General features: G+C 70.1%; 17 protein-coding genes. 12 read left to right on the forward strand and 5 right to left on the reverse strand.

Annotated elements, in window-relative coordinates; all coding sequences use genetic code 11:
• The first annotated feature begins 8 nt into the window (after positions 1-8).
• The gene (locus ACIQOU_RS34050) at positions 9-1,343 is read left to right on the forward strand and encodes an aspartate aminotransferase family protein (RefSeq protein WP_401543558.1); all 1,335 of its coding nucleotides are present in this window, start codon (positions 9-11) and stop codon (positions 1,341-1,343) included.
• Here the strand turns inward: ACIQOU_RS34050 and ACIQOU_RS34055 are convergent.
• The 4 genes from ACIQOU_RS34055 to ACIQOU_RS34070 all read right to left on the reverse strand — a co-directional run bounded on the left by ACIQOU_RS34055 (position 1,303) and on the right by ACIQOU_RS34070 (position 3,486).
• Entirely contained in the window at positions 1,303-2,079 is a 777-nt protein-coding gene (locus tag ACIQOU_RS34055; RefSeq protein WP_401543560.1) for a glycosyltransferase, read from the reverse strand. The genes ACIQOU_RS34050 and ACIQOU_RS34055 overlap by 41 nt on opposite strands.
• Before the next feature lie 164 nt (positions 2,080-2,243).
• Positions 2,244-2,450 (reverse strand): DUF397 domain-containing protein, encoded by a 207-nt coding sequence (locus tag ACIQOU_RS34060; protein WP_401543563.1) that lies wholly within the window; start codon positions 2,448-2,450, stop codon positions 2,244-2,246.
• 42 nt (positions 2,451-2,492) lie between these two features.
• Positions 2,493-2,699 (reverse strand): DUF397 domain-containing protein, encoded by a 207-nt coding sequence (locus tag ACIQOU_RS34065; RefSeq protein ID WP_401543565.1) that lies wholly within the window; start codon positions 2,697-2,699, stop codon positions 2,493-2,495.
• Entirely contained in the window at positions 2,677-3,486 is an 810-nt protein-coding gene (locus tag ACIQOU_RS34070) for a Scr1 family TA system antitoxin-like transcriptional regulator (RefSeq protein ID WP_401543568.1), read from the reverse strand. The genes ACIQOU_RS34065 and ACIQOU_RS34070 overlap by 23 nt, the downstream gene beginning before the upstream one ends.
• Positions 3,487-3,743: 257 nt before the next feature.
• On the opposite strand from ACIQOU_RS34070, the gene ACIQOU_RS34075 reads away from it, so the two are divergent.
• From ACIQOU_RS34075 to ACIQOU_RS34085, 3 genes are all read left to right on the forward strand, one after another.
• Complete coding sequence (locus ACIQOU_RS34075) at positions 3,744-4,046, forward strand: hypothetical protein (protein WP_401543570.1); 303 nt, start codon at positions 3,744-3,746, stop codon at positions 4,044-4,046.
• Between the two features lie 131 nt (positions 4,047-4,177).
• A complete protein-coding gene (locus tag ACIQOU_RS34080; protein WP_401543572.1) occupies positions 4,178-5,032 on the forward strand; it encodes a serine hydrolase in 855 nt (284 codons plus the stop codon).
• Positions 5,033-5,080: 48 nt separating this feature from the next.
• Positions 5,081-6,238, forward strand: a complete 1,158-nt coding sequence (locus ACIQOU_RS34085) for an esterase-like activity of phytase family protein (RefSeq protein ID WP_401543575.1) — start codon at positions 5,081-5,083, stop codon at positions 6,236-6,238.
• A gap of 207 nt (positions 6,239-6,445) precedes the next feature.
• Here the strand turns inward: ACIQOU_RS34085 and ACIQOU_RS34090 are convergent, their stop codons facing one another.
• Positions 6,446-7,327: a helix-turn-helix transcriptional regulator gene (locus ACIQOU_RS34090; RefSeq protein WP_401543578.1), complete on the reverse strand. Its 882-nt coding sequence runs from the start codon at positions 7,325-7,327 to the stop codon at positions 6,446-6,448.
• Positions 7,328-7,555: 228 nt separating this feature from the next.
• Here ACIQOU_RS34090 and ACIQOU_RS34095 point away from each other — a divergent pair, with 228 nt between their 5' ends.
• The 8 genes from ACIQOU_RS34095 to ACIQOU_RS34130 all read left to right on the forward strand — a co-directional run bounded on the left by ACIQOU_RS34095 (position 7,556) and on the right by ACIQOU_RS34130 (position 17,726).
• Positions 7,556-7,879, forward strand: a complete 324-nt coding sequence (locus ACIQOU_RS34095; protein WP_401543581.1) for a carboxymuconolactone decarboxylase family protein — start codon at positions 7,556-7,558, stop codon at positions 7,877-7,879.
• 155 nt (positions 7,880-8,034) lie between these two features.
• Positions 8,035-8,439, forward strand: a complete 405-nt coding sequence (locus ACIQOU_RS34100; protein WP_401543584.1) for a cupin domain-containing protein — start codon at positions 8,035-8,037, stop codon at positions 8,437-8,439.
• Positions 8,440-8,496: 57 nt separating this feature from the next.
• Positions 8,497-9,513, forward strand: a complete 1,017-nt coding sequence (locus tag ACIQOU_RS34105) for a zinc-dependent alcohol dehydrogenase family protein (protein WP_401543587.1) — start codon at positions 8,497-8,499, stop codon at positions 9,511-9,513.
• A gap of 117 nt (positions 9,514-9,630) precedes the next feature.
• Positions 9,631-10,398 carry a glucose 1-dehydrogenase gene (locus ACIQOU_RS34110; RefSeq protein WP_401543590.1) on the forward strand — a complete coding sequence of 256 codons (768 nt, stop codon included), beginning with the start codon at positions 9,631-9,633 and terminating at the stop codon, positions 10,396-10,398.
• Positions 10,399-10,432: 34 nt separating this feature from the next.
• A complete protein-coding gene (locus tag ACIQOU_RS34115) occupies positions 10,433-11,404 on the forward strand; it encodes an aldo/keto reductase (protein ID WP_401543592.1) in 972 nt (323 codons plus the stop codon).
• A 432-nt stretch (positions 11,405-11,836) separates the two neighbouring features.
• Positions 11,837-15,568, forward strand: a complete 3,732-nt coding sequence (locus ACIQOU_RS34120) for an ABC transporter ATP-binding protein (RefSeq protein WP_401543594.1) — start codon at positions 11,837-11,839, stop codon at positions 15,566-15,568.
• A gap of 241 nt (positions 15,569-15,809) precedes the next feature.
• Entirely contained in the window at positions 15,810-16,163 is a 354-nt protein-coding gene (locus ACIQOU_RS34125) for a hypothetical protein (protein ID WP_401543615.1), read from the forward strand.
• A gap of 99 nt (positions 16,164-16,262) precedes the next feature.
• On the forward strand, positions 16,263-17,726 hold the full coding sequence (locus ACIQOU_RS34130; protein WP_401543597.1) for a S28 family serine protease: 1,464 nt from the start codon (positions 16,263-16,265) through the stop codon (positions 17,724-17,726).
• Positions 17,727-17,964: the final 238 nt, after the last annotated feature.

Consider the following 17,964-nt stretch of genomic DNA (forward strand, 5'->3'; position numbering starts at 1 on the left):
AGTTGCTCATGAATGGCCACATACGGACGGTGGGCGCAACGGACGGAAGCAGGGCCTGGTTCGAGCGGGCCCGGGCCTCGCTGGCCGGGGGCGTCAGCTCCTCGTCCCGGCTGACGTCGACCGGACCGCACCCCTACCCGCTCTACATGGTCAGCGGCTCCGGCACCCAGATCCGGGACGTCGACGGCAACGGCTACATCGACTACCTCATCTCCTACGGCAGCGCGATCCTCGGCCACGCCCCGCCCGAGCTGACCGACGCCCTCACCGATGTCCTGCGCTCCGGCACCATGTTCGGCACCTGCAACACCCCGGAGGTCGAACTCGCCGAGCAGATACGGGACATGGTGCCCTGCGCGGACCTCGTGCGGTTCGCCAACTCGGGCAGCGAGGCCGTGCAGGGCGCGGTGCGGGCGGCGCGTGGGTACACGGGGCGCGCGAAGATCCTCAAGTTCGAGGGCCACTACCACGGTTGGTCGGACACGCTGGCGATCTCCAACCGGCCCGGTGTCGAGGAGGCGGGCCCCTACGCCACCCCGCACGCCGTCCCGCACTCACCCGGCATCCCCGCCGGCGTCGTCGACGACGTCATCGTCTGCCCCTGGAACGACCCCGAGGCCCTGCGCGCCGCCCTCGACGCGCACCGCGCCGAACTCGCCGCCGTCATCTGCGAACCGATCGTCGCCAACAACGCCTGCACCATGCCCGATCCGGGCTATCTGGAGCTGCTGCGGGACGAGTGCACCGCGCGCGGGATCGTGCTCGTCTTCGACGAGGTCTGCACCGGGTTCCGCACCGGACCCGGCGGAGCGCAGGCGATGTTCGGCGTCGAACCCGACCTCGCCGTCTTCTCCAAGGCCCTCGGCGGCGGCCTGCCCATCGCCGCCTTCGCGGGCCGACGGCACGTGATGGAACCCCTGGCGCAGGGCCACGTCAAACACGGCGGCACCTACAACTCCTCACCCCTGTGCGCCACTTCGGCCCTGATCACGCTCCGCCGGCTGGACCGGCCGGAGACCACCAAGCGCATCGAGGACACCGGCCGCCGCATCATGGAGACCATCCAGCGGGCCGCCCACGACCGGCGCATCCCCTGTTCCGTGCAGGGCGTCGGGGCGATGTTCCAGACGGTGTTCACGCCCGCCGGCGCGCCGACCCGGCAGTACCGTGACCTGCTCCACGCCGACCAGGCCCGCTACCACGCCTTCCGCCACGAACTCCTCAAGCGCGGCGTCCACGCCAACGCCTACGGCATGGCGTGCTGGTTCGTCGCCGCGACGGTCACGGAGGAGGAGGTGGCCGTCACCTGTGAGGCGGTGGAGGAGGCGTTCGCGGTTCTGTGACGGGTGAGTGACGCTCTTCTCCGGGGGCCCACGGGGGAGTCGCGCAGGCCAGTGCCTGGTGCGTGATCAGGGACTTGAGCGCGGCGAAGTCCGTGGTTCCCCCGTACTCCGACCTCGCGGTCGTCTGTTCCGGGTGCTTCCGGTAGATGCCGCCCGGCTCGGAGATCATCCACCCCGGAGCCACCGCGGCGCAGCGCAGCACCAGCGCGATCGTCTCCCAGGCGGGCAGGGCCGGCCAGCCTCCCAGCGCGTGCAGCAGGCCGGTTCGCACGGCCAGATGCGTGCCCACCACCGGGAACAGGTCCGCGGTGAAACCGGCCATCAACTCCCGGAACTCCAGCGGTCCTTCCTGCGGGTCGTAGGGGCCGGGCAGGAGCGACCCGTCGGGCAGGAGGTCCAGACAGGACGAGATGCACCACTCCGTCCTGGCCCGAGCCAACGCGCTGATGTCCCGGGAGAGCGCTCCCGGGGTGAGCAGGTCGTCGGCGTCGAGCGCCCGGACGATGTCGCCGGTGGCCCGGGACAGCGCGACCGTGCGGGCCACCGCGGCTCCGCCCTTGCGGCACGAGCCCTTGGAGATCCAGGGTGCGTCGGGCAGTGCGCGCAACGGCTCGCCGGTGAGTCCGTCCTCCTGGACCAGCCATTCCAGCGCCCACCCGGGCGGGAGGACCTGACGCTCCAGCGAGGCGCGAGCCTCAGCCAGAAAAGAGTGACCGCCGTCGTAGACAGCGGTCACCACCGAGATTGTGGGCACGGGAAACACGGCTCCAGTTCAGCGAGGCACCCGAACGTTGCCAAGCCCTCCCAGGCTAACCACTGCGCCGAGCGCGCCCCCCGAGGCGGTGAGCCCGGACCAGAAGCCACGGCCCTGCGGGAAGCCGGATCGACGCCGACAGAAGGTCACCCCTTGACCGCCTGGATGAACGGCGCCCAGACGGCCTGCGGGAAGAGGAGCGCGGGCCCATGCGGCACTTTGGAGTCCCGGACGGGGATGCCGGTGGGGTAGTTGTCGAGGACTTCGACACAAGTGCCCGCGTCGTTAGCGCTGTAGGAGGACTTGCGCCAGCCCTGGAGGGTGCCTGGGGCCGAGATGGTGTGTTCAGTCATTCCGGTCGTAACTCCTTTGCCATGGGCCCTAGTTGGAGCGAGCTATGCCTTGACTGCCTGGACGAACGATGCCCAGGCGGCGGCCGGGAAGAGGAGCGCGGGTCCGTGCGGGACCTTGGAATCGCGGACCGGGACGCCGATGGGGTGGTCATCTGCGACCTCCAGGCAGCTGCCAGCTTGGTCGTTGCTGTAGGACGACTTCCGCCAACCCTTCAGCGCTGCCGCGTCAGAAATCCTTCGGTTGGTCATCGCGTTCGTAGTCCCTTGCTGTCGTGCTGAGTAGGGCCAGTGATTCCTTGAGCGGTAGTGCGTTGCCCAGCGCAAAAGCGTAGCGATGTTGCAGATCTTGGATCACGGACGGGGTTTCATGAAGCTTCCCCATGTGAAGGCCTTCGCTGTACGCCGTAGGCGGCTGGTCCTCGAACCACATCAGGGTGACCATGTTGCTCAGGAGCGGATGGAAGCCCAAGGAGAACGGCAACACATGCACCTGGACTCGGCCACTCTTGCCGAGCCGCACGAGATGGTCGAGTTGCTCGGCCATGACACCTGGCCCACCGATCTGGCGTCGTAGAACTGCTTCGTCCAGCAGCGCCCATACTGCCGGTGTCATCGGATCGTCGAGGATCTTCGCGCGCTCAAGACGTGTGCTGACGCGCGTGTCACACTCCTCCTCGCTCACCCGAGGAAACGGCCTGTTCAGGACCGCACGTGCATACCCCTCCGTCTGGAGGATGCCGGGGACGAACGACAGGGCGAACTCTCGGATCATCACCGCCTGCTGTTCGAGCACTCGGGCCGACTCGAAATAGTCGGCGGTTGATAGGTCGCGCCCCGGTCGGAAAGTAGCCAGCACATTCCCGGTCTTGAGGGCCATGTCCAGTCGGCGTGCGTCCTCCTCCGAGGGAAAGCGGCGCCCCGCCTCGATATGCGCGATGTGCGACCGCGTCATCAATGTCAGGTCGGCGAGCTGCTGTTGTGTCAGCCCGGCTGCTTCGCGTCGTTCCTTCAGCCATTCACCGTATGTGCTGGCCATGGCCACTCCTTTGTGACGAACTCCAGGTCACCGTGGACCCCCTGGCGAGCCTAGCCGCACCCGTCTCACTCTGTGAATTGATCGCTACAGAAGGCAATACCCCCGCGACCGTGCGACCGGTCCGGGGGCGTAGTCACCAACGAAACCAACGGAGTTGACGACATGAACCACCGTATCGCCCGCCCCACCACCAGCCGCCCCGGCGGGACCGCGTGATCGCGGGGCGGTCGCAGACCGAGCGACTCCTCCCGTGGACCGTGAACGGCAAGCCCGCCTACGTCGTCGGGGGCGGCACCGGCCGCATCTCCCGCATGGCCGACCACGTCGAGTGTGAGCAACTGGAGATGGCCGCCGAACTCCTCGAACACGCCGATGATCTGCTCGCCGGGGAGAAGGTGACCTCCGAGCAACTGCGTTACCTGTCAGGGTGCTTGGTGAATTCGTTGCGCGAGGTCCACCGCGTCGCGAAGAGCCGGGGCGCCCGGATTCCCGGCCCCGAATGGGGAGATGACGAGGACGACGAGTATGACGAAGGTGGCGAAGCCGGCACAGGCGACTGAGGCGGGTTCGGCGTACTCGGCGTCGGCGGTGTCTCCGTTCCGGAATTCTGAACGGCCCTACCGGGAAACGGCGTTGGCATCGAACACGCCACTCGTACAACCATTCGCGCGAACTGGTGAGTCATACGGGTATGACTCACCAGACTCCCCGCCGTAGAAGAGGGCTGGTCGCCGGAGTGGTCGGCGCCGGTGTCCTCATACCCTCCCTCGCATTCGCCGGGACCGCGAACGCGGCGACCCCGACCGTCGGCTGCACCTCCGCCAGAGCGGGCCTCGCCGCGAAGTTGCAGAAGGACATCACCGCCGCCCTCGCGAACCGCAGAGGCACCATCGCCGTCGGTCTCAACGACCGCACCACGCACACCAGTTGCACCCTGCGCGCGGGCACCGCGTACGACTCGGCGAGCGTCGTCAAGGTCACCGTCCTCGCCACGCTGCTGTGGGACGCGAAGAAGACCAACCGGTACCTCACCGCCGCCGAGAACACACTCACCAAGGCCATGATCACCAAGTCGGACAACGACGCGACCAGCAAGCTCTGGAAGCAACTCGGGCCGACGAAGGTCAAGGGCTTCCTCAAGGCGGCCGGGATGACCCAGACCAAACCCGGTGCGGGCACCTACTGGGGGCTGACCCAGATCACCGTCACCGACGAACAGAAACTCCTGGGACTCCTCACCGCCAAGAACACCGTGCTCAGCGACAACTCCCGTGCCTACGCACTGAAGTTGATGGGCCAGGTCATCTCCTCGCAGCGCTGGGGCACCCCGTACGGCGCCCCCTCCGGCACCGCCGTCCACGTCAAGAACGGCTGGCTCTCCCGGGCCACGAACGGCTGGCGCGTGCACAGCGTCGGCACCTTCACCGGCGCCGGGCACGACTACCAGCTCACGGTCCTCACGCACGGCAACGGCACCATGAACTACGGCATCGACACCATCCAAGGCGTCGCCAAGGTGATCCACAGGGATCTTGCCGCAAGCTGACGCCCGCCGGACTCCCGCCCGTCACCGGCCCGGCCTACGGTGACGCCCATGCGCCTGAGATCTGCACTCGCGACCACCGCGGCGGCCCTGGCGGCGGCCACCTGCCTCACCGCCGCAGGCCCCGCCGACGCCCGCACCAACACCCTTACGGGGAGCACCCTTACGGGTGCCTCCCTTACGGGTAGCACCCTGACAGGGAAGTCCCCTACGGGTGGGTCCCTGACGGGGAAGTCCCCTACGGGTGGGTCCCTGACGGGGAAGTCCCCTACGGGCAACGCCTGTTCGGGGTCGGTCTCCCTGGACCGTTTCTCCGACGTGCTCGACAAGACGACGTTCCAGGGCACGTTCGTCGGCAACTTCTCCGCCCTCGCCGTCGACCGGGACGGCACGCTGGCCGCCCTCTCCGACCGCTCCTCGCTGTTCTCCCTCAACTCCCGTACCCTCGCGCCCGTTTCCGTCGTTCACCTCGCCGACGAGCAGGGCGCCGACCTCGACTCCGAGGGCCTCGTCATCGACCGTGACGGCACCCGCCTGGTGACCTCGGAGACCGAGCCGTCGATCCGCCGTTACAGCAAGAGCGGCACCCTCCTCGAACGGCTCCCCGTCCCGGCGTCCCTCCAGGTCGCCCCGGCGGGCCGCGCCACGAGCAACGGGACCTTCGAGGGGCTGACCCTGCTGCCGGGCGGGCGCACCCTGATCGCGTCCATGGAGTACGCGCTGTCCGGCGACGACACCGGGACCGTTCGCTTCCAGACCTGGCAGCGAGGGCGGGACGGGCGTTTCCGGCTCGGGGCGCAGTACGCGTACCGGGTGGATGCGGGGCTCGGCGTCCCCGAGGTCCAGGCCACGCCCGACGGCCGCCTCCTCGTCCTGGAACGTGGCTTCACCTCGGGCGTGGGCAACACGGTCCGGCTGTACGCGGCCGATCCTCGCGGGGCGACGGACGTCAGCGGCGTCGAGAACCTCACCGGTCAGTCCGGTGTCCGACTGATCAAGAAGACGCTGCTCACCGACATCGCCGCCTGCCCCACGCTGGGCGCCACCGCGAAGCAGCCCCAGCCGAACCCCCTCCTCGACAACATCGAGGGCATGACGATCACCGGCCGCGACCGTGGCCGCCTGAAGGTCCTCCTCATCAGCGACGACAACGAAAACACGACCCAGACAACCCGCGCCTACACACTGAGCGTGCGCCTGCCTCGTTGAGGGTGGTGGGGGAGGCGGTCCGTTTGTCTCGGCTCCGCCACGTGGGGGCTGGTCGCGCCCGCGCGGCGGAGCCGCAGGTTGATACGGCCCGCGCCCCTAGGGCCCGCGCTGTAGGGCCCGCCCCCTAGGGAGCCTGCCCCTACGGGGCCTGCTCTAGGGACCTGCCCCTACGGGACCTGCCCTAGGGGATTGCCCGTGCCGGGGTTGTCAGGGCACTCGGGGTGCGGTGTTGGGGTGCTCGCTCCGGTCGAGTGTGGCGGCCCAACTGGCCAGCAGCCGGAGTCCGTCGTGCGACGCGGAGCCCGGCTCGGCGCTCATCGCGGTGAGGGTCAGCCCGGGATCGTTCGGGATGGGCAGGCCCTCGAAGGCGAGGGTGAGGTCACCGACGACGGGGTGACGGAAACGTTTGAGGCCGGTGCGGTGCAGGCGCACGTCATGCGCGGCCCACAGTGTGCGGAAGTCCTCGCTGAGGGTGGAGAGTTCACCGATCAGGTCGCTGAGATCACGGTTGTAGGGGTCCTGTCCGGCCTCGGTGCGCAGGAGCGCCGCCGAGGCGGCCTTCTGGTGGTCCAGTTCGGTCATGTACGCACCGGCACCGGGGTTGAGGAACTGGAAGCGGGCGAGGTTGACCGGCCGCGCGGGATCTTGGAACACCGGCCAGTACAGGGCTCTGCCGAGCCGGTTGGTGGCCAGGATGTCGAGGCGGCCGTTGCGGATGAAGGCGGGCGCCTCGGACATCGCGTCCAACAGCTGTTGCAGCGCGGGGCGGATCGGCTGCGGGCCGCGACGGCGTGCGGGCCGACGGGTGGAACCGGCGGTGCGGGCCAGGTCCATGAGGTGGGCGCGCTCGGACTCGTCCAGCTGGAGGGCGACGGCGAGGGAGTCGAGGACGGCTTCGGAGGCGCCGGCGAGGTTGCCCCGTTCCATGCGGGCGTAGTACTCGGCGCTGACCCCGGCGAGCATCGCGACCTCTTCGCGGCGCAGCCCCTTCACCCGGCGATGGCCCGAGGCGGGCAGACCGGCCTGCTGGGGTGTGATCTTGGCGCGACGGCTGGTGAGGAACTCGCGGACCTCGCTGCGGTTGTCCATGCCTCCGAGGCTACGACGATCCCGACGAGCAAGGGGTGTACTGCCAGTACACGTATCAACGGACCCTTCCGCACGCCCGTGACCTGCCGTTTCATCGTTAACAGGCAGCCCATGAGGCCGCCGTCCACTCCGGTGGCGCACACCGTGACGCCGAGACCGAAGGGACAGCCGGTGCCCGCTCCCCGCCCTGCGGGGCACGCCGGGCATCCACACGGAAGGGAGCCGATCATGACGGAGGGCAAGAAGCCCCAGGGCCCGCGTCAGCAGTTCGGGGACATCGCCCCGGCACTGGCGGGATACAGCGAGGACGTGCTGTTCGGGCAGGCATGGGAGGACCCCGACCTGTCCCCACGGGACCGCAGCCTGGTCACGGTGGCCAGCCTGATCACCGGCGGCAGCACCGAGCAGCTCGCCTTCCACCTGGGCAAGGCCCGGGAGAACGGGGTCAGCGACAAGGAGCTGATCGCGACGATCACCCACATGGCGTTCTACGCCGGATGGCCCAGGGCGATGTCCGCGCTCACCGTCGCCCGCGCCGTTCTCGCGCCCTGAAGGCCAACGGCGGGCGGGCGCGGGCCGCAAGGGTCCTGCTCCCGGTGGCGCCAGGCCCCTGGCGTCCGGTTCGTCCGGTTCCAGGCCCTGTGGCCCGCACCCTTGTGGCCCGCACACGCACGCACGCACGTACGTACGCACGCAAGGAGAACCTCATGGAGATCATCAATCCCCCCGCGACGGCGAAACTGCCTGCGGCCATGTTCACCGGGGACGCCTGGGCGGATGTCATCCAGCGTGGCGAGGACCCTTCCCGCGCGCGGGCCAACCTGGTCCGTTTCGCGCCGGGCGCCCGTACCGCCTGGCACTCCCACGGCCTGGGCCAGACCCTCTACATCGTGGCGGGCATCGCCCTGATCCAGTCCCGGGGCGGCGACATCGTCGAGGCCCGCCCCGGAGACGTGATCTTCACCCCGCCCGGTGAGGAGCACTGGCACGGCGCGACCCCGGACCGGTTCATGGCGCACCTCGCGCTGTGGGAGGGCGACGACGTCGACTGGCTGGAACACGTCACCGACGACCAGTACGCCGGCCCCCGCCGCCCCGCCCACACCCTCTGAGCCGCCCGGCCCGCCCCCCGAGATACGCCCCGCCCCCGCGAGACACGGGAGAAAACCATGCGCGCAACCGTCCTCCACGCACCCGGTGACGTCCGGGTCGAAGACCTGCCCCGGGCCGCCGTCCAGCAGCCCACCGACGCGGTCATCCGCACCGTCGCCACCTGCGTGTGCGGCTCCGACCTGTGGGACTACCGGGGCATCAACGACATCGCCGAGCCCACTCCCGGTGGCCACGAGTACGTCGGCGTCGTCGAGGAAGTCGGCGCCGACGTCACCGGCATCAAGCCGGGCCAACTGGTCGTCGGCTCCTTCTTCGCCTCCGACAACACCTGCCCGCACTGCCGGAACGGCTACCAGACGTCCTGCCTGCACCGTGAATTCGTCGGCGGCGCCCAGGCCGAGTACGTCCGCGTCCCCCTCGCCGACGGCACCCTCGTGCCCGTCCCCGGCGATGTGGCCGAGGAGCACATCCCGAGCCTGCTGGCCTGCTCCGACGTCATGGGCACCGGCTGGTACGCGGCCGTCGCCGCAGAGGTCGGGCCCGGTGACACCGTCGCGGTGGTCGGGGACGGCGCGGTCGGCCTGTGCGCGGTCATCGCCGCCAGGGAACTCGGAGCGACGCGGATCATCGCCATGTCCCGCCACGCGTCCCGCCAGCGGCTGGCCCGCGCGTTCGGCGCCACCGACATCGTCGCCGAACGCGGCGAGGAGGGTGCGGCCCGCGTCAAGGAGCTGACCGGCGGCATCGGCGCCGACCGGGTGCTGGAGTGTGTCGGCACCCCCGGTTCCATGCGGCAGGCGCTGAGCTGCACCCGCCCCGGAGGCAACGTCGGCTTCGTCGGCGTCCCGCACGACGTGCGGATCGACGGTGAGCAGCTGTTCTTCTCCCACGTCGCCCTGCGCGGCGGCCCCGCCCCGGTCCGGGAGTTCCTGCCCGACCTCATCCAGCGCGTCCTGGACGGCCGGATCGACCCGGGCAAGGTCTTCGACCTGGAACTGCCCCTCGACCAGGCCGCCGAAGGCTACCGGGCCATGGACGAGCGCCGAGCCATCAAAACCCTCCTACGCCCCTGACCCCGCTCCCCGCACCGGCACAACCCCTGCCAGACCAGCCCCTCCCATGAACTCAGTGAACTGAACCCAGTGAACTCAGATCAGCCCCCTCCCATGAACTCAGATCGGACCCCTCCCATGAACCCGCAGTACACCTTCGACGGCCAGGTCGCCCTGGTCACCGGTGCCGCGTCCGGCATGGGCCTGGCCACCGCCCGCGCCTTCGCCCGGGCCGGTGCCGCCGTCGTACTCGCCGACATCGACAACGACGCAGTCGACCGCGCGGCCAAGGACCTCACCGACGCCGGGCACCAGGTCATCGGCGTGGTCTGCGACGTCACCGACGAAGCGCAGGCCGCGGCCCTGGTCGACACGGCCGTGGCCACCTACGGCCGCCTCGACATGGCCTTCAACAACGCCGGCATCCAGGCCCCGCCGACCGACGCCGCCGACGAGAGCGCCGAGAACTTCGACCGCGTCAACGCCGTCAACCTGCGCGGCGTGTGGGCGGCCCAGAAGCACGAACTGCGCCAGATGCGCACCCAGGGTTCCGGCGCCATCGTCAACTGCTCCTCCCTGGGCGGCCTCGTCGGCCTGCCCGAGCGCGCCGCCTACCACGCCTCCAGGCACGGGGTGATCGGCCTGACCAAGAGCGCCGCCGTCGAGTACGCGCCCCGCGGCATCCGCATCAACGCCGTCTGCCCCGGCACGATCGACACCCCGATGGTCTCCGGCATGCTCGAAAGCCAGGCCGACGCCATGGCCGAGATCCTCAAGCAGCAGCCCATCGGCAGGCTCGGCCGCGCCGAGGAGATCGCCGAAGCCGTCCTGTGGCTGTGCAGCCCGGGCGCAAGCTTCGTCCTCGGCGCAGCCCTCCCCGTCGACGGCGGCTTCACCACCCACTGACGCCCGGGCGGAAGCGCACGAAAGGAGAACCCCCATGGAGTACGTCCGCCTCGGCGGCACCGGCCTGAAGATCAGCCGCCTCGCCCTCGGCTGCATGAGCTACGGCGACCCGACCGCCCCCGGGGCCCACCCCTGGGCCCTGACCGAGGACAAGGCCGCCCCCTTCTTCCGGCAAGCCGTGGAACTGGGCATCACCTTCTGGGACACCGCCAACGTCTACCAGGCCGGCACCTCGGAGGAGATCGTCGGCCGCGCGATCCGCGAGTACACCCGGCGCGAGGACATCGTTCTCGCCACCAAGGTCCGCGGCAAGATGCACGACGGCCCCGGCGGCGAGGGCCTGTCACGCAAGGCGATCCTCGAACAGGTCGACGCCTCCCTGACCCAGCTCGGCACCGACCACATCGACCTCTGCCAGATCCACCGCTTCGACGACGACACCCCGGTCGAGGAGACGATGGAGGCGCTGCACGACCTCGTCAGGGCCGGCAAGGTCCGCTACCTCGGCGCGTCCTCGATGTACGCGTGGCAGTTCGCCAAGCTCCAGCACGCGGCCGACCTCGGCGGGTGGACCCGCTTCGTGTCCATGCAGAACCAGTACAACCTGCTGCGCCGCCAGGACGAACCCGAACTCATGGCGATGTGCGGCGACATGGGCGTGGGCCTGGTGCCCTACTCGCCCAACGGGAAGGGCCGCCTCGCCCGCCCCGCCGGTCACCAGAGCACCCGCTCCCGCACCGACCACGTCGTACGGTCCTTCGACAGCCCGCACGACGAGCCGGTCATCAACGCCGTACAGCGACTCGCCGAGGCACGCGGCGTCACCATGCCCCACATCGCCCTGGCCTGGGCCCTACGCAACCCCCTGGTCTCCGCCCCCATAGTCGGAGCCACAGCCCCCCACCACCTCCCCCAAGCCGTCAACGCCCTAAGCCTGCGACTGACAGAAGAGGAAACGACAGCCCTAGAAACCCCCTACACCAACACAGGCCCCTCCTGGCTCTGACCACCCCGACGACGGGGGGCGGCGAAGCCGCCTTCTTTAAGGGGCGCGGGGCTGTATCGATATGCGGCTCCGCCGCGAGGGCGCGCCCACCTCCGTCGACCGGCACGCGACGAGGCCCAGAAGCCCCCGCTCCCGGGGCGGCGAAGCCGCCTTCTTTAAGGGGCGCGGGGAACTGCGCGATCAGCCACGACGAGAGCCGCACCCACCCACTCACCGCACCCCCCCCGTAAGGGGCGCGGGGCTGTATCGATATGCGGCTCCGCCGCGCGGGCGCGACCAGCCACGACGAGAGCCGCACCCACCCACTCACCGCCACCACGCACACGCCCCCCCCCGCCGCCCATTTGTTGCAGCGGGATGAAATCCGCCCCCATCCGTGTTCCCCTCGCGGCAGAGCTGATAGCTGACGTACAGGACAGGGAGGACACCCGCGTGGACGCAGAACGGGGATGGGCCCGGCGCCTGGCCGGATACGCCTGGCGGTACCCGAAAGACGTCATCCTCGCCCTCGGCTCCTCGCTGGCCGGCATGGCCGTGATGGCCGTCGTCCCCCTGGTCACCAAGGTGATCATCGATGACGTGATCGACGGCCACACCAGGTCGATGGCCCCCTGGGCCGGCATCCTCCTCGGCGGCGCCGTCCTCGTGTACGCCCTGACGTACATCCGCAGGTACTACGGGGGCTGCCTCGCCCTGGACGTCCAGCACGACCTCCGCACGGAGATGTTCGCCACCATCACCCGCCTCGACGGCCGCCGCCAGGACGAACTGTCCACCGGCCAGGTCGTCGGCCGCGCCACCAGCGACCTCCAGCTGATCCAGGGCCTGCTGTTCATGCTCCCGATGACGATCGGGAACGTCCTGCTGTTCCTGATCTCGCTCGGGATCATGGCGTGGCTGTCCCCGCCGCTCACCCTGGTCGCCCTCGCCGTCGCCCCCGCGCTGGCGTGGATCGCCCGCCGCAGCCGCACCCGCCTGCACCCGGCGACCTGGTACGCGCAGGCCCAGGCCGCCGCCGTCGCGGGCGTCGTCGACGGCGCCGTCAGCGGCGTTCGCGTGGTGAAGGGGTTCGGGCAGGAGGAGCAGGAGACCGGCAAGCTGCGCGAGGTGAGCCGCAGGCTCTTCGCGGGACGGCTGCGGACGATACGCCTGAACTCGACGTACACCCCCGCCCTCCAGGCCGTGCCCGCGCTCGGGCAGGTCGCGATGCTCGCGTGCGGCGGATGGCTCGCGGTGCGCGGCCACATCACCCTCGGCACGTTCGTCGCGTTCTCCACCTACCTCGCCCAACTCGTCGGCCCCGTAAGGATGCTGGCCATGGTGCTGACCGTCGGACAGCAGGCACGCGCCGGCACCGAACGGGTCCTGGAGCTGATCGACACCAAGCCCTCGCTGACCGACGGCACCAAGACGCTGCCCGCCGACGCACCCGCCACCGTCGAGTTCGACGACGTGTCCTTCGGCTACGCGGACGGCCGCCCGGTCCTCGACGGGCTCAGTTTCGAGATACGGGCCGGTGAGACCCTCGCCGTCGTCGGCTCCTCCGGCTCGGGCAAGTCCACCGTCTCGCTCCTGCTGCCCCGCTTCTACGACGTCACCCACGGCGCCGTCCTGGTCGGCGGCCACGACGTGCGCGAACTGACCTCCGACTCGCTGCGGGCCGCGATCGGCCTGGTCCCCGAGGACTCGTTCCTCTTCTCCGACACCGTCCGCGCCAACATCGCCTACGGCCGCCCCGACGCCACCGACGAACAGCTCAACGAGGCCGCCCGCGCCGCCCAAGCCGACGGTTTCATACGGGAGTTGCCCGACGGCTACGACACCAGGGTCGGCGAGCACGGGCTCACCCTCTCCGGCGGCCAGCGCCAACGCGTCGCCCTCGCCCGCGCGATCCTCGCCGACCCCCGCCTCCTCGTCCTCGACGACGCCACCTCCGCCGTCGACGCCCAGGTCGAGCACGAGATCCACGACGCCCTCCAGCACGTCATGCGCGGCCGCACCACCCTGCTGATCGCCCACCGCCGCTCCACCCTCGCCCTCGCCGACCGCATCGCCGTCCTCGACGCGGGCCGCCTCGCCGACGTCGGCACCCACGAGGAGTTGCAGTCCCGCTCCGCCCTCTACCGGCGCCTGCTCACCGACCCCGACGAACTCGGCGCCGTCTCACCCGGCCGCACCCGGCCCGCCGCACCCCCCGAAGACACCTCCGTACGCGACGAGTTGGACGCCGAGTTCGACGCCGAACGCGGCGTCACCCCGCACCTGTGGACCGGCGACCGCGCCCCCAAGGACACGGCGCTGGCCGGAATGCCGTCAACTCCCCTCCTGCTCGCGCAGGTTGACGCGCTGCCCCCGGCCACCGACACCCCGGACATCGACGAGGGCCGCGCGGTCCGCGCCGAAGGCTCCTACGGGCTACGGCGGTTGCTGCGAGGCTTCGGCCCCGTACTGCTCATCAGCCTCGCCCTCGTCGCCGTCGACGCGGGCGTCGGACTGCTGCTGCCGATCCTCATCCGGCACGGCATCGACCAGGGCGTCACCGCGATGGCACTCGGCGCGGTCTGGGCCGCCGCCCTGCTCGGACTGCTCGCCGTCCTCGTCCAGTGGGCGGCACAGATCGGCGAGACCCGGATGACCGGACGCACCGGCGAACGCGTCCTGTACGCCCTGCGCCTGAAGATCTTCGCCCAGCTGCAACGCCTCGGACTCGACTACTACGAACGGGAGTTGACCGGCCGCATCATGACCCGGATGACGACCGACGTGGACGCCCTGTCGACGTTCCTCCAGACCGGTCTGGTCACCGCGTTCGTCTCCGTCGTCACCTTCTTCGGCATCATGGTCGCCCTGGTCGTCATCGACGTCCAGCTCGCCCTCGTCGTCTTCGCGACGCTCCCGCCGCTCGTCCTGGCCACCTACTTCTTCCGCCGCGCCAGCGTGAAGGCGTACGAACTCGCCCGCGAACGCGTCGGGTTGGTCAACGCCACCCTCCAGGAGTCGGTGTCCGGGCTGCGGATCGTGCAGGCCTTCGGGCGCCAGGCCGACAGCCGGGCCCGGTTCACCGAACACAGCGCCGACTACCGCCGGGCCCGGGTGCGCGGCCAGTGGCTGATATCGATCTACTTCCCGTTCGTCCAGCTCCTGTCGTCCGTCGCCGCCGCGGCCGTCCTCGTTTCCGGCGCTGGACGCGTCGACGACGCCACCCTCACCACCGGCGCCCTGGTCGCCTACCTCCTCTACATCGACCTGTTCTTCGCGCCCGTCCAGCAGCTCTCCCAGGTCTTCGACGGCTACCAGCAGGCCAGCGTCTCCCTCGGCCGCATCCAGGAACTCCTCCAGGAACCCACCTCGACGAAATCCGCCGACGCCCCCCTCGACGTCCTCTCGCTGCGCGGCGACATCGCCTTCGAGGACGTCCACTTCGCGTACGGCGCCGACGAGGAGGCCCTCGGCGGCATCGACCTGCGGATACCGGCCGGGCAGACCGTCGCGTTCGTCGGCGAGACCGGCGCAGGAAAGTCGACGGTGGTCAAGCTCGTCGCCCGCTTCTACGACCCGACCGGCGGCCGCGTCACCGTCGACGGCACCGACCTGCGCGCCCTCGACCTCACCTCCTACCGGCACCGCCTCGGCGTCGTCCCCCAGGAGGCGTACCTCTTCCAGGGGACCGTCCGGGACGCCATCGCCTACGGCCGCCCCGACGCCACCGACGCCGAGGTCGAGGCGGCCGCCCGCTCGGTCGGCGCGCACGAGATGATCGCCACCCTCGACGGCGGCTACCTCCACGAGGTCGCCGAGCGCGGCCGCAACCTCTCCGCGGGCCAGCGCCAGCTGATCGCGCTGGCCCGCGCCGAACTCGTCGACCCCGACGTGCTGCTCCTCGACGAGGCGACGGCGGCCCTCGACCTGGCCACGGAAGCGCTGGTCAACCAGGCCACGGACCGGATCGCCGGGCGCCGTACGACGCTGGTGGTGGCGCACCGGCTCACCACCGCGGCCCGCGCCGACCGCGTCGTCGTCATGGACCGGGGCCGGGTCGCCGAGGACGGTACCCACGCCGAACTCCTCGCCCGCGACGGCCGGTACGCCACCCTCTGGCGCACCTTCGCCGGCCGCTCCGACGACGAACCCGGCGAGCCCGTCCTCATCGACCAGCTCCCCTGACAGCCCCCCCTGGCAGCCCCCGTATGCCCCCTGGCACCCCCGCCGGACCAGCCCGCCCCGGCCGCCCCCGGGCAACCTTGTGCACCTCTTGTGAGTCCGTACATCAGTACGGACTCACAAGAGGTGCGGTCACACCAGGAGCAGGGAGAGGGGAGAGGTGACGGTGAGCGATGGGAGGACCAGGGGCAGGGGTACTACGGGTAGGGCCGGGCTGTGGCGAGGGGTCGCCCTCGGGCTGGCCCTGCTGACGTCCGCCGGGCTGCTCGTCGTCGCGGCTCCCGGCCCCACACAGGCCGCCACCGCCGCCGGGTACTGCGCCGGGCGGAAGGTGAAGGACCTGCCGTTCGCCACCGGCACCGTCCACCTCTACCGGCGCGGCGGCTACGTCTGCGCGGTCACCGTCGCCAAGAAGGAGAGCCGCGACCGGCGCACCATGTCCGTCAGCGTGCGGGCGCGCGGCAACCGGCCCGTCGCCGACGCGGGCCACTACACCCACCACGCCGGACCGGTCACCGTGTACACGGGACATCGTTGTGTATGGATCAAGGCGCAGGTGGCCGGAGGGTCCGTCAGTTCCGGGTGGATTTTTTGCTGACACGAGGGTTTGTCGTGGCTGATTCTCGAACTCCCCTGGTGTAGAGCGCAGTTGCGCGATTAGCTTCCGGCGGACATCTGTACGGAAACTGGAGGGTGCATGCGCAAGGCGCTCAGATGGCTGCTGACGCTCGCGGTGCTGTTGGGCACGCTGAGCACGGCCCGGACGGCCGTCGCCGCCGAGCCGGAGGCCACCGGAACGGCGACGGGCACGGCCGCCGACATCGCTGACATCGCCGACATCGCCGACATCAAGGAACGGCTGCTCGCCGTGGAGGGCGTGAGCCTGATCGAGGAGAAGCCGTACCCCGGGTACCGGTTCTTCGTCCTGGGCTTCACCCAGCCGGTCGACCACCGGCACCCGTCCAAGGGGACGTTCCAGCAGCGGATCACCGTGCTGCACCGGGGTGTCGACCGGCCGACGGTCTTCTCCACCGGCGGCTACAACGTCTCCACGACACCGAGCCGCCGCGAGCCGACGCAGATCATCGACGGCAACCAGGTCTCCATGGAGTACCGCTTCTTCACGCCGTCCCGCCCCGAGCCGGCCGACTGGTCCACGCTCGACATCTGGCAGGCGGCCAGCGACCAGCACCGCATCTTCAAGGCGCTGCGCACGATCTACCCCCGCAACTGGATCTCCACCGGCGGCTCCAAGGGCGGCATGACCGCCACCTACTACGAGCGCTTCTACCCCAAGGACATGGACGGCGTCGTCGCGTTCGTCGCCCCCAACGACGTCGTCAACGACGAGGACTCCGCCTACGACCGCTTCTTCGCGACCGTCGGCACCAAGGAGTGCCGGGACCGGCTGAACGCCGTGCAGCGCGAGGCGTTGGTGCGACGCGAGCCGCTGAAGAAGAAGTACGCCGAGTACGCGGCGGAGAACGGCTACACCTTCGACCTCGTCGGCGGCCTGGACCGGGCCTACGAGTCGGTCGTCCTCGACTACGTCTGGGGGTTCTGGCAGTACTCCCTGCTCTCCGACTGCGACTCGATCCCGGCCGACGCGAAGAACGCGAGCGACGACGACCTCTGGAACACCGTCGACACCATCTCCGGGTTCGACGCCCTCACCGACCAGGGGCTGACCCCGTACGTCCCGTACTACTACCAGGCGGGCACCCAACTGGGCTCGCCCACCATCGAGTTCCCGCACATCGAGAAGGAGTACCTCCGCTACGGCTACCCCGAGCCGCGCTCCTACGTACCGCGTGACATCCCGATGCGCTTCCGACCCGGAGCCATGCGGGACGTCGACAGCTGGGTGGCCCACCACGCCCGGCACATGCTCTTCGTCTACGGGGAGAACGACCCGTGGGGCTCGGAGCGGTTCCGCCTCGGCAAGGGCGCGAAGGACTCCTACGTCTTCACCGCGCCGGGCATGAACCACGGGGCGAACGTCGCCGGCCTCGTTCCCGACCAGAAGGCGCTGGCCACCGCCCGCATCCTGGACTGGGCGGGCGTCGCACCGGCCGCGGGCGCGACACCGAAGCCGTTGGCGACGTTCGACGCGAAGCTGGACGCACGGGACATGGAACGCGAGCCGACACTCCGCCCCTGACCCCCTGACCCCCTGGTACCCGTAGGGCCCTTGGCCACCCCTACGGGTACCGGCACCAAGGGCCCTACGGGTACGGGCCCTACGGGTTACGGGTACGGGCCCACGGCTACGGGCCCTACGGGTATCCCTACGTGCGGTACCCCTAGATGAATGAGTCCGATGTTTTCAGTGGTCGTAGGCGATGAGTGAGCGTTTGACTGTGGCTCCGGTGTGCCAGTTGTGCCAGATCGCGGTGGCG

Source organism: Streptomyces sp. NPDC091279 (genome assembly GCF_044757465.1).
In the GTDB taxonomy this organism is placed as follows: domain Bacteria; phylum Actinomycetota; class Actinomycetes; order Streptomycetales; family Streptomycetaceae; genus Streptomyces.

Coding starts and splice junctions, on each gene's coding strand:
- ACIQOU_RS34050 (WP_401543558.1), top strand. CDS start 9: ATGAATGGCCACATACGGACGGTGGGCGCAACGGACGGAAGCAGGGCC.
- ACIQOU_RS34060 (WP_401543563.1), bottom strand. CDS start 2,450: ATGACTGAACACACCATCTCGGCCCCAGGCACCCTCCAGGGCTGGCGC.
- ACIQOU_RS34065 (WP_401543565.1), bottom strand. CDS start 2,699: ATGACCAACCGAAGGATTTCTGACGCGGCAGCGCTGAAGGGTTGGCGG.
- ACIQOU_RS34070 (WP_401543568.1), bottom strand. CDS start 3,486: ATGGCCAGCACATACGGTGAATGGCTGAAGGAACGACGCGAAGCAGCC.
- ACIQOU_RS34080 (WP_401543572.1), top strand. CDS start 4,178: ATGACTCACCAGACTCCCCGCCGTAGAAGAGGGCTGGTCGCCGGAGTG.
- ACIQOU_RS34085 (WP_401543575.1), top strand. CDS start 5,081: ATGCGCCTGAGATCTGCACTCGCGACCACCGCGGCGGCCCTGGCGGCG.
- ACIQOU_RS34090 (WP_401543578.1), bottom strand. CDS start 7,327: ATGGACAACCGCAGCGAGGTCCGCGAGTTCCTCACCAGCCGTCGCGCC.
- ACIQOU_RS34095 (WP_401543581.1), top strand. CDS start 7,556: ATGACGGAGGGCAAGAAGCCCCAGGGCCCGCGTCAGCAGTTCGGGGAC.
- ACIQOU_RS34100 (WP_401543584.1), top strand. CDS start 8,035: ATGGAGATCATCAATCCCCCCGCGACGGCGAAACTGCCTGCGGCCATG.
- ACIQOU_RS34105 (WP_401543587.1), top strand. CDS start 8,497: ATGCGCGCAACCGTCCTCCACGCACCCGGTGACGTCCGGGTCGAAGAC.
- ACIQOU_RS34110 (WP_401543590.1), top strand. CDS start 9,631: ATGAACCCGCAGTACACCTTCGACGGCCAGGTCGCCCTGGTCACCGGT.
- ACIQOU_RS34115 (WP_401543592.1), top strand. CDS start 10,433: ATGGAGTACGTCCGCCTCGGCGGCACCGGCCTGAAGATCAGCCGCCTC.
- ACIQOU_RS34130 (WP_401543597.1), top strand. CDS start 16,263: ATGCGCAAGGCGCTCAGATGGCTGCTGACGCTCGCGGTGCTGTTGGGC.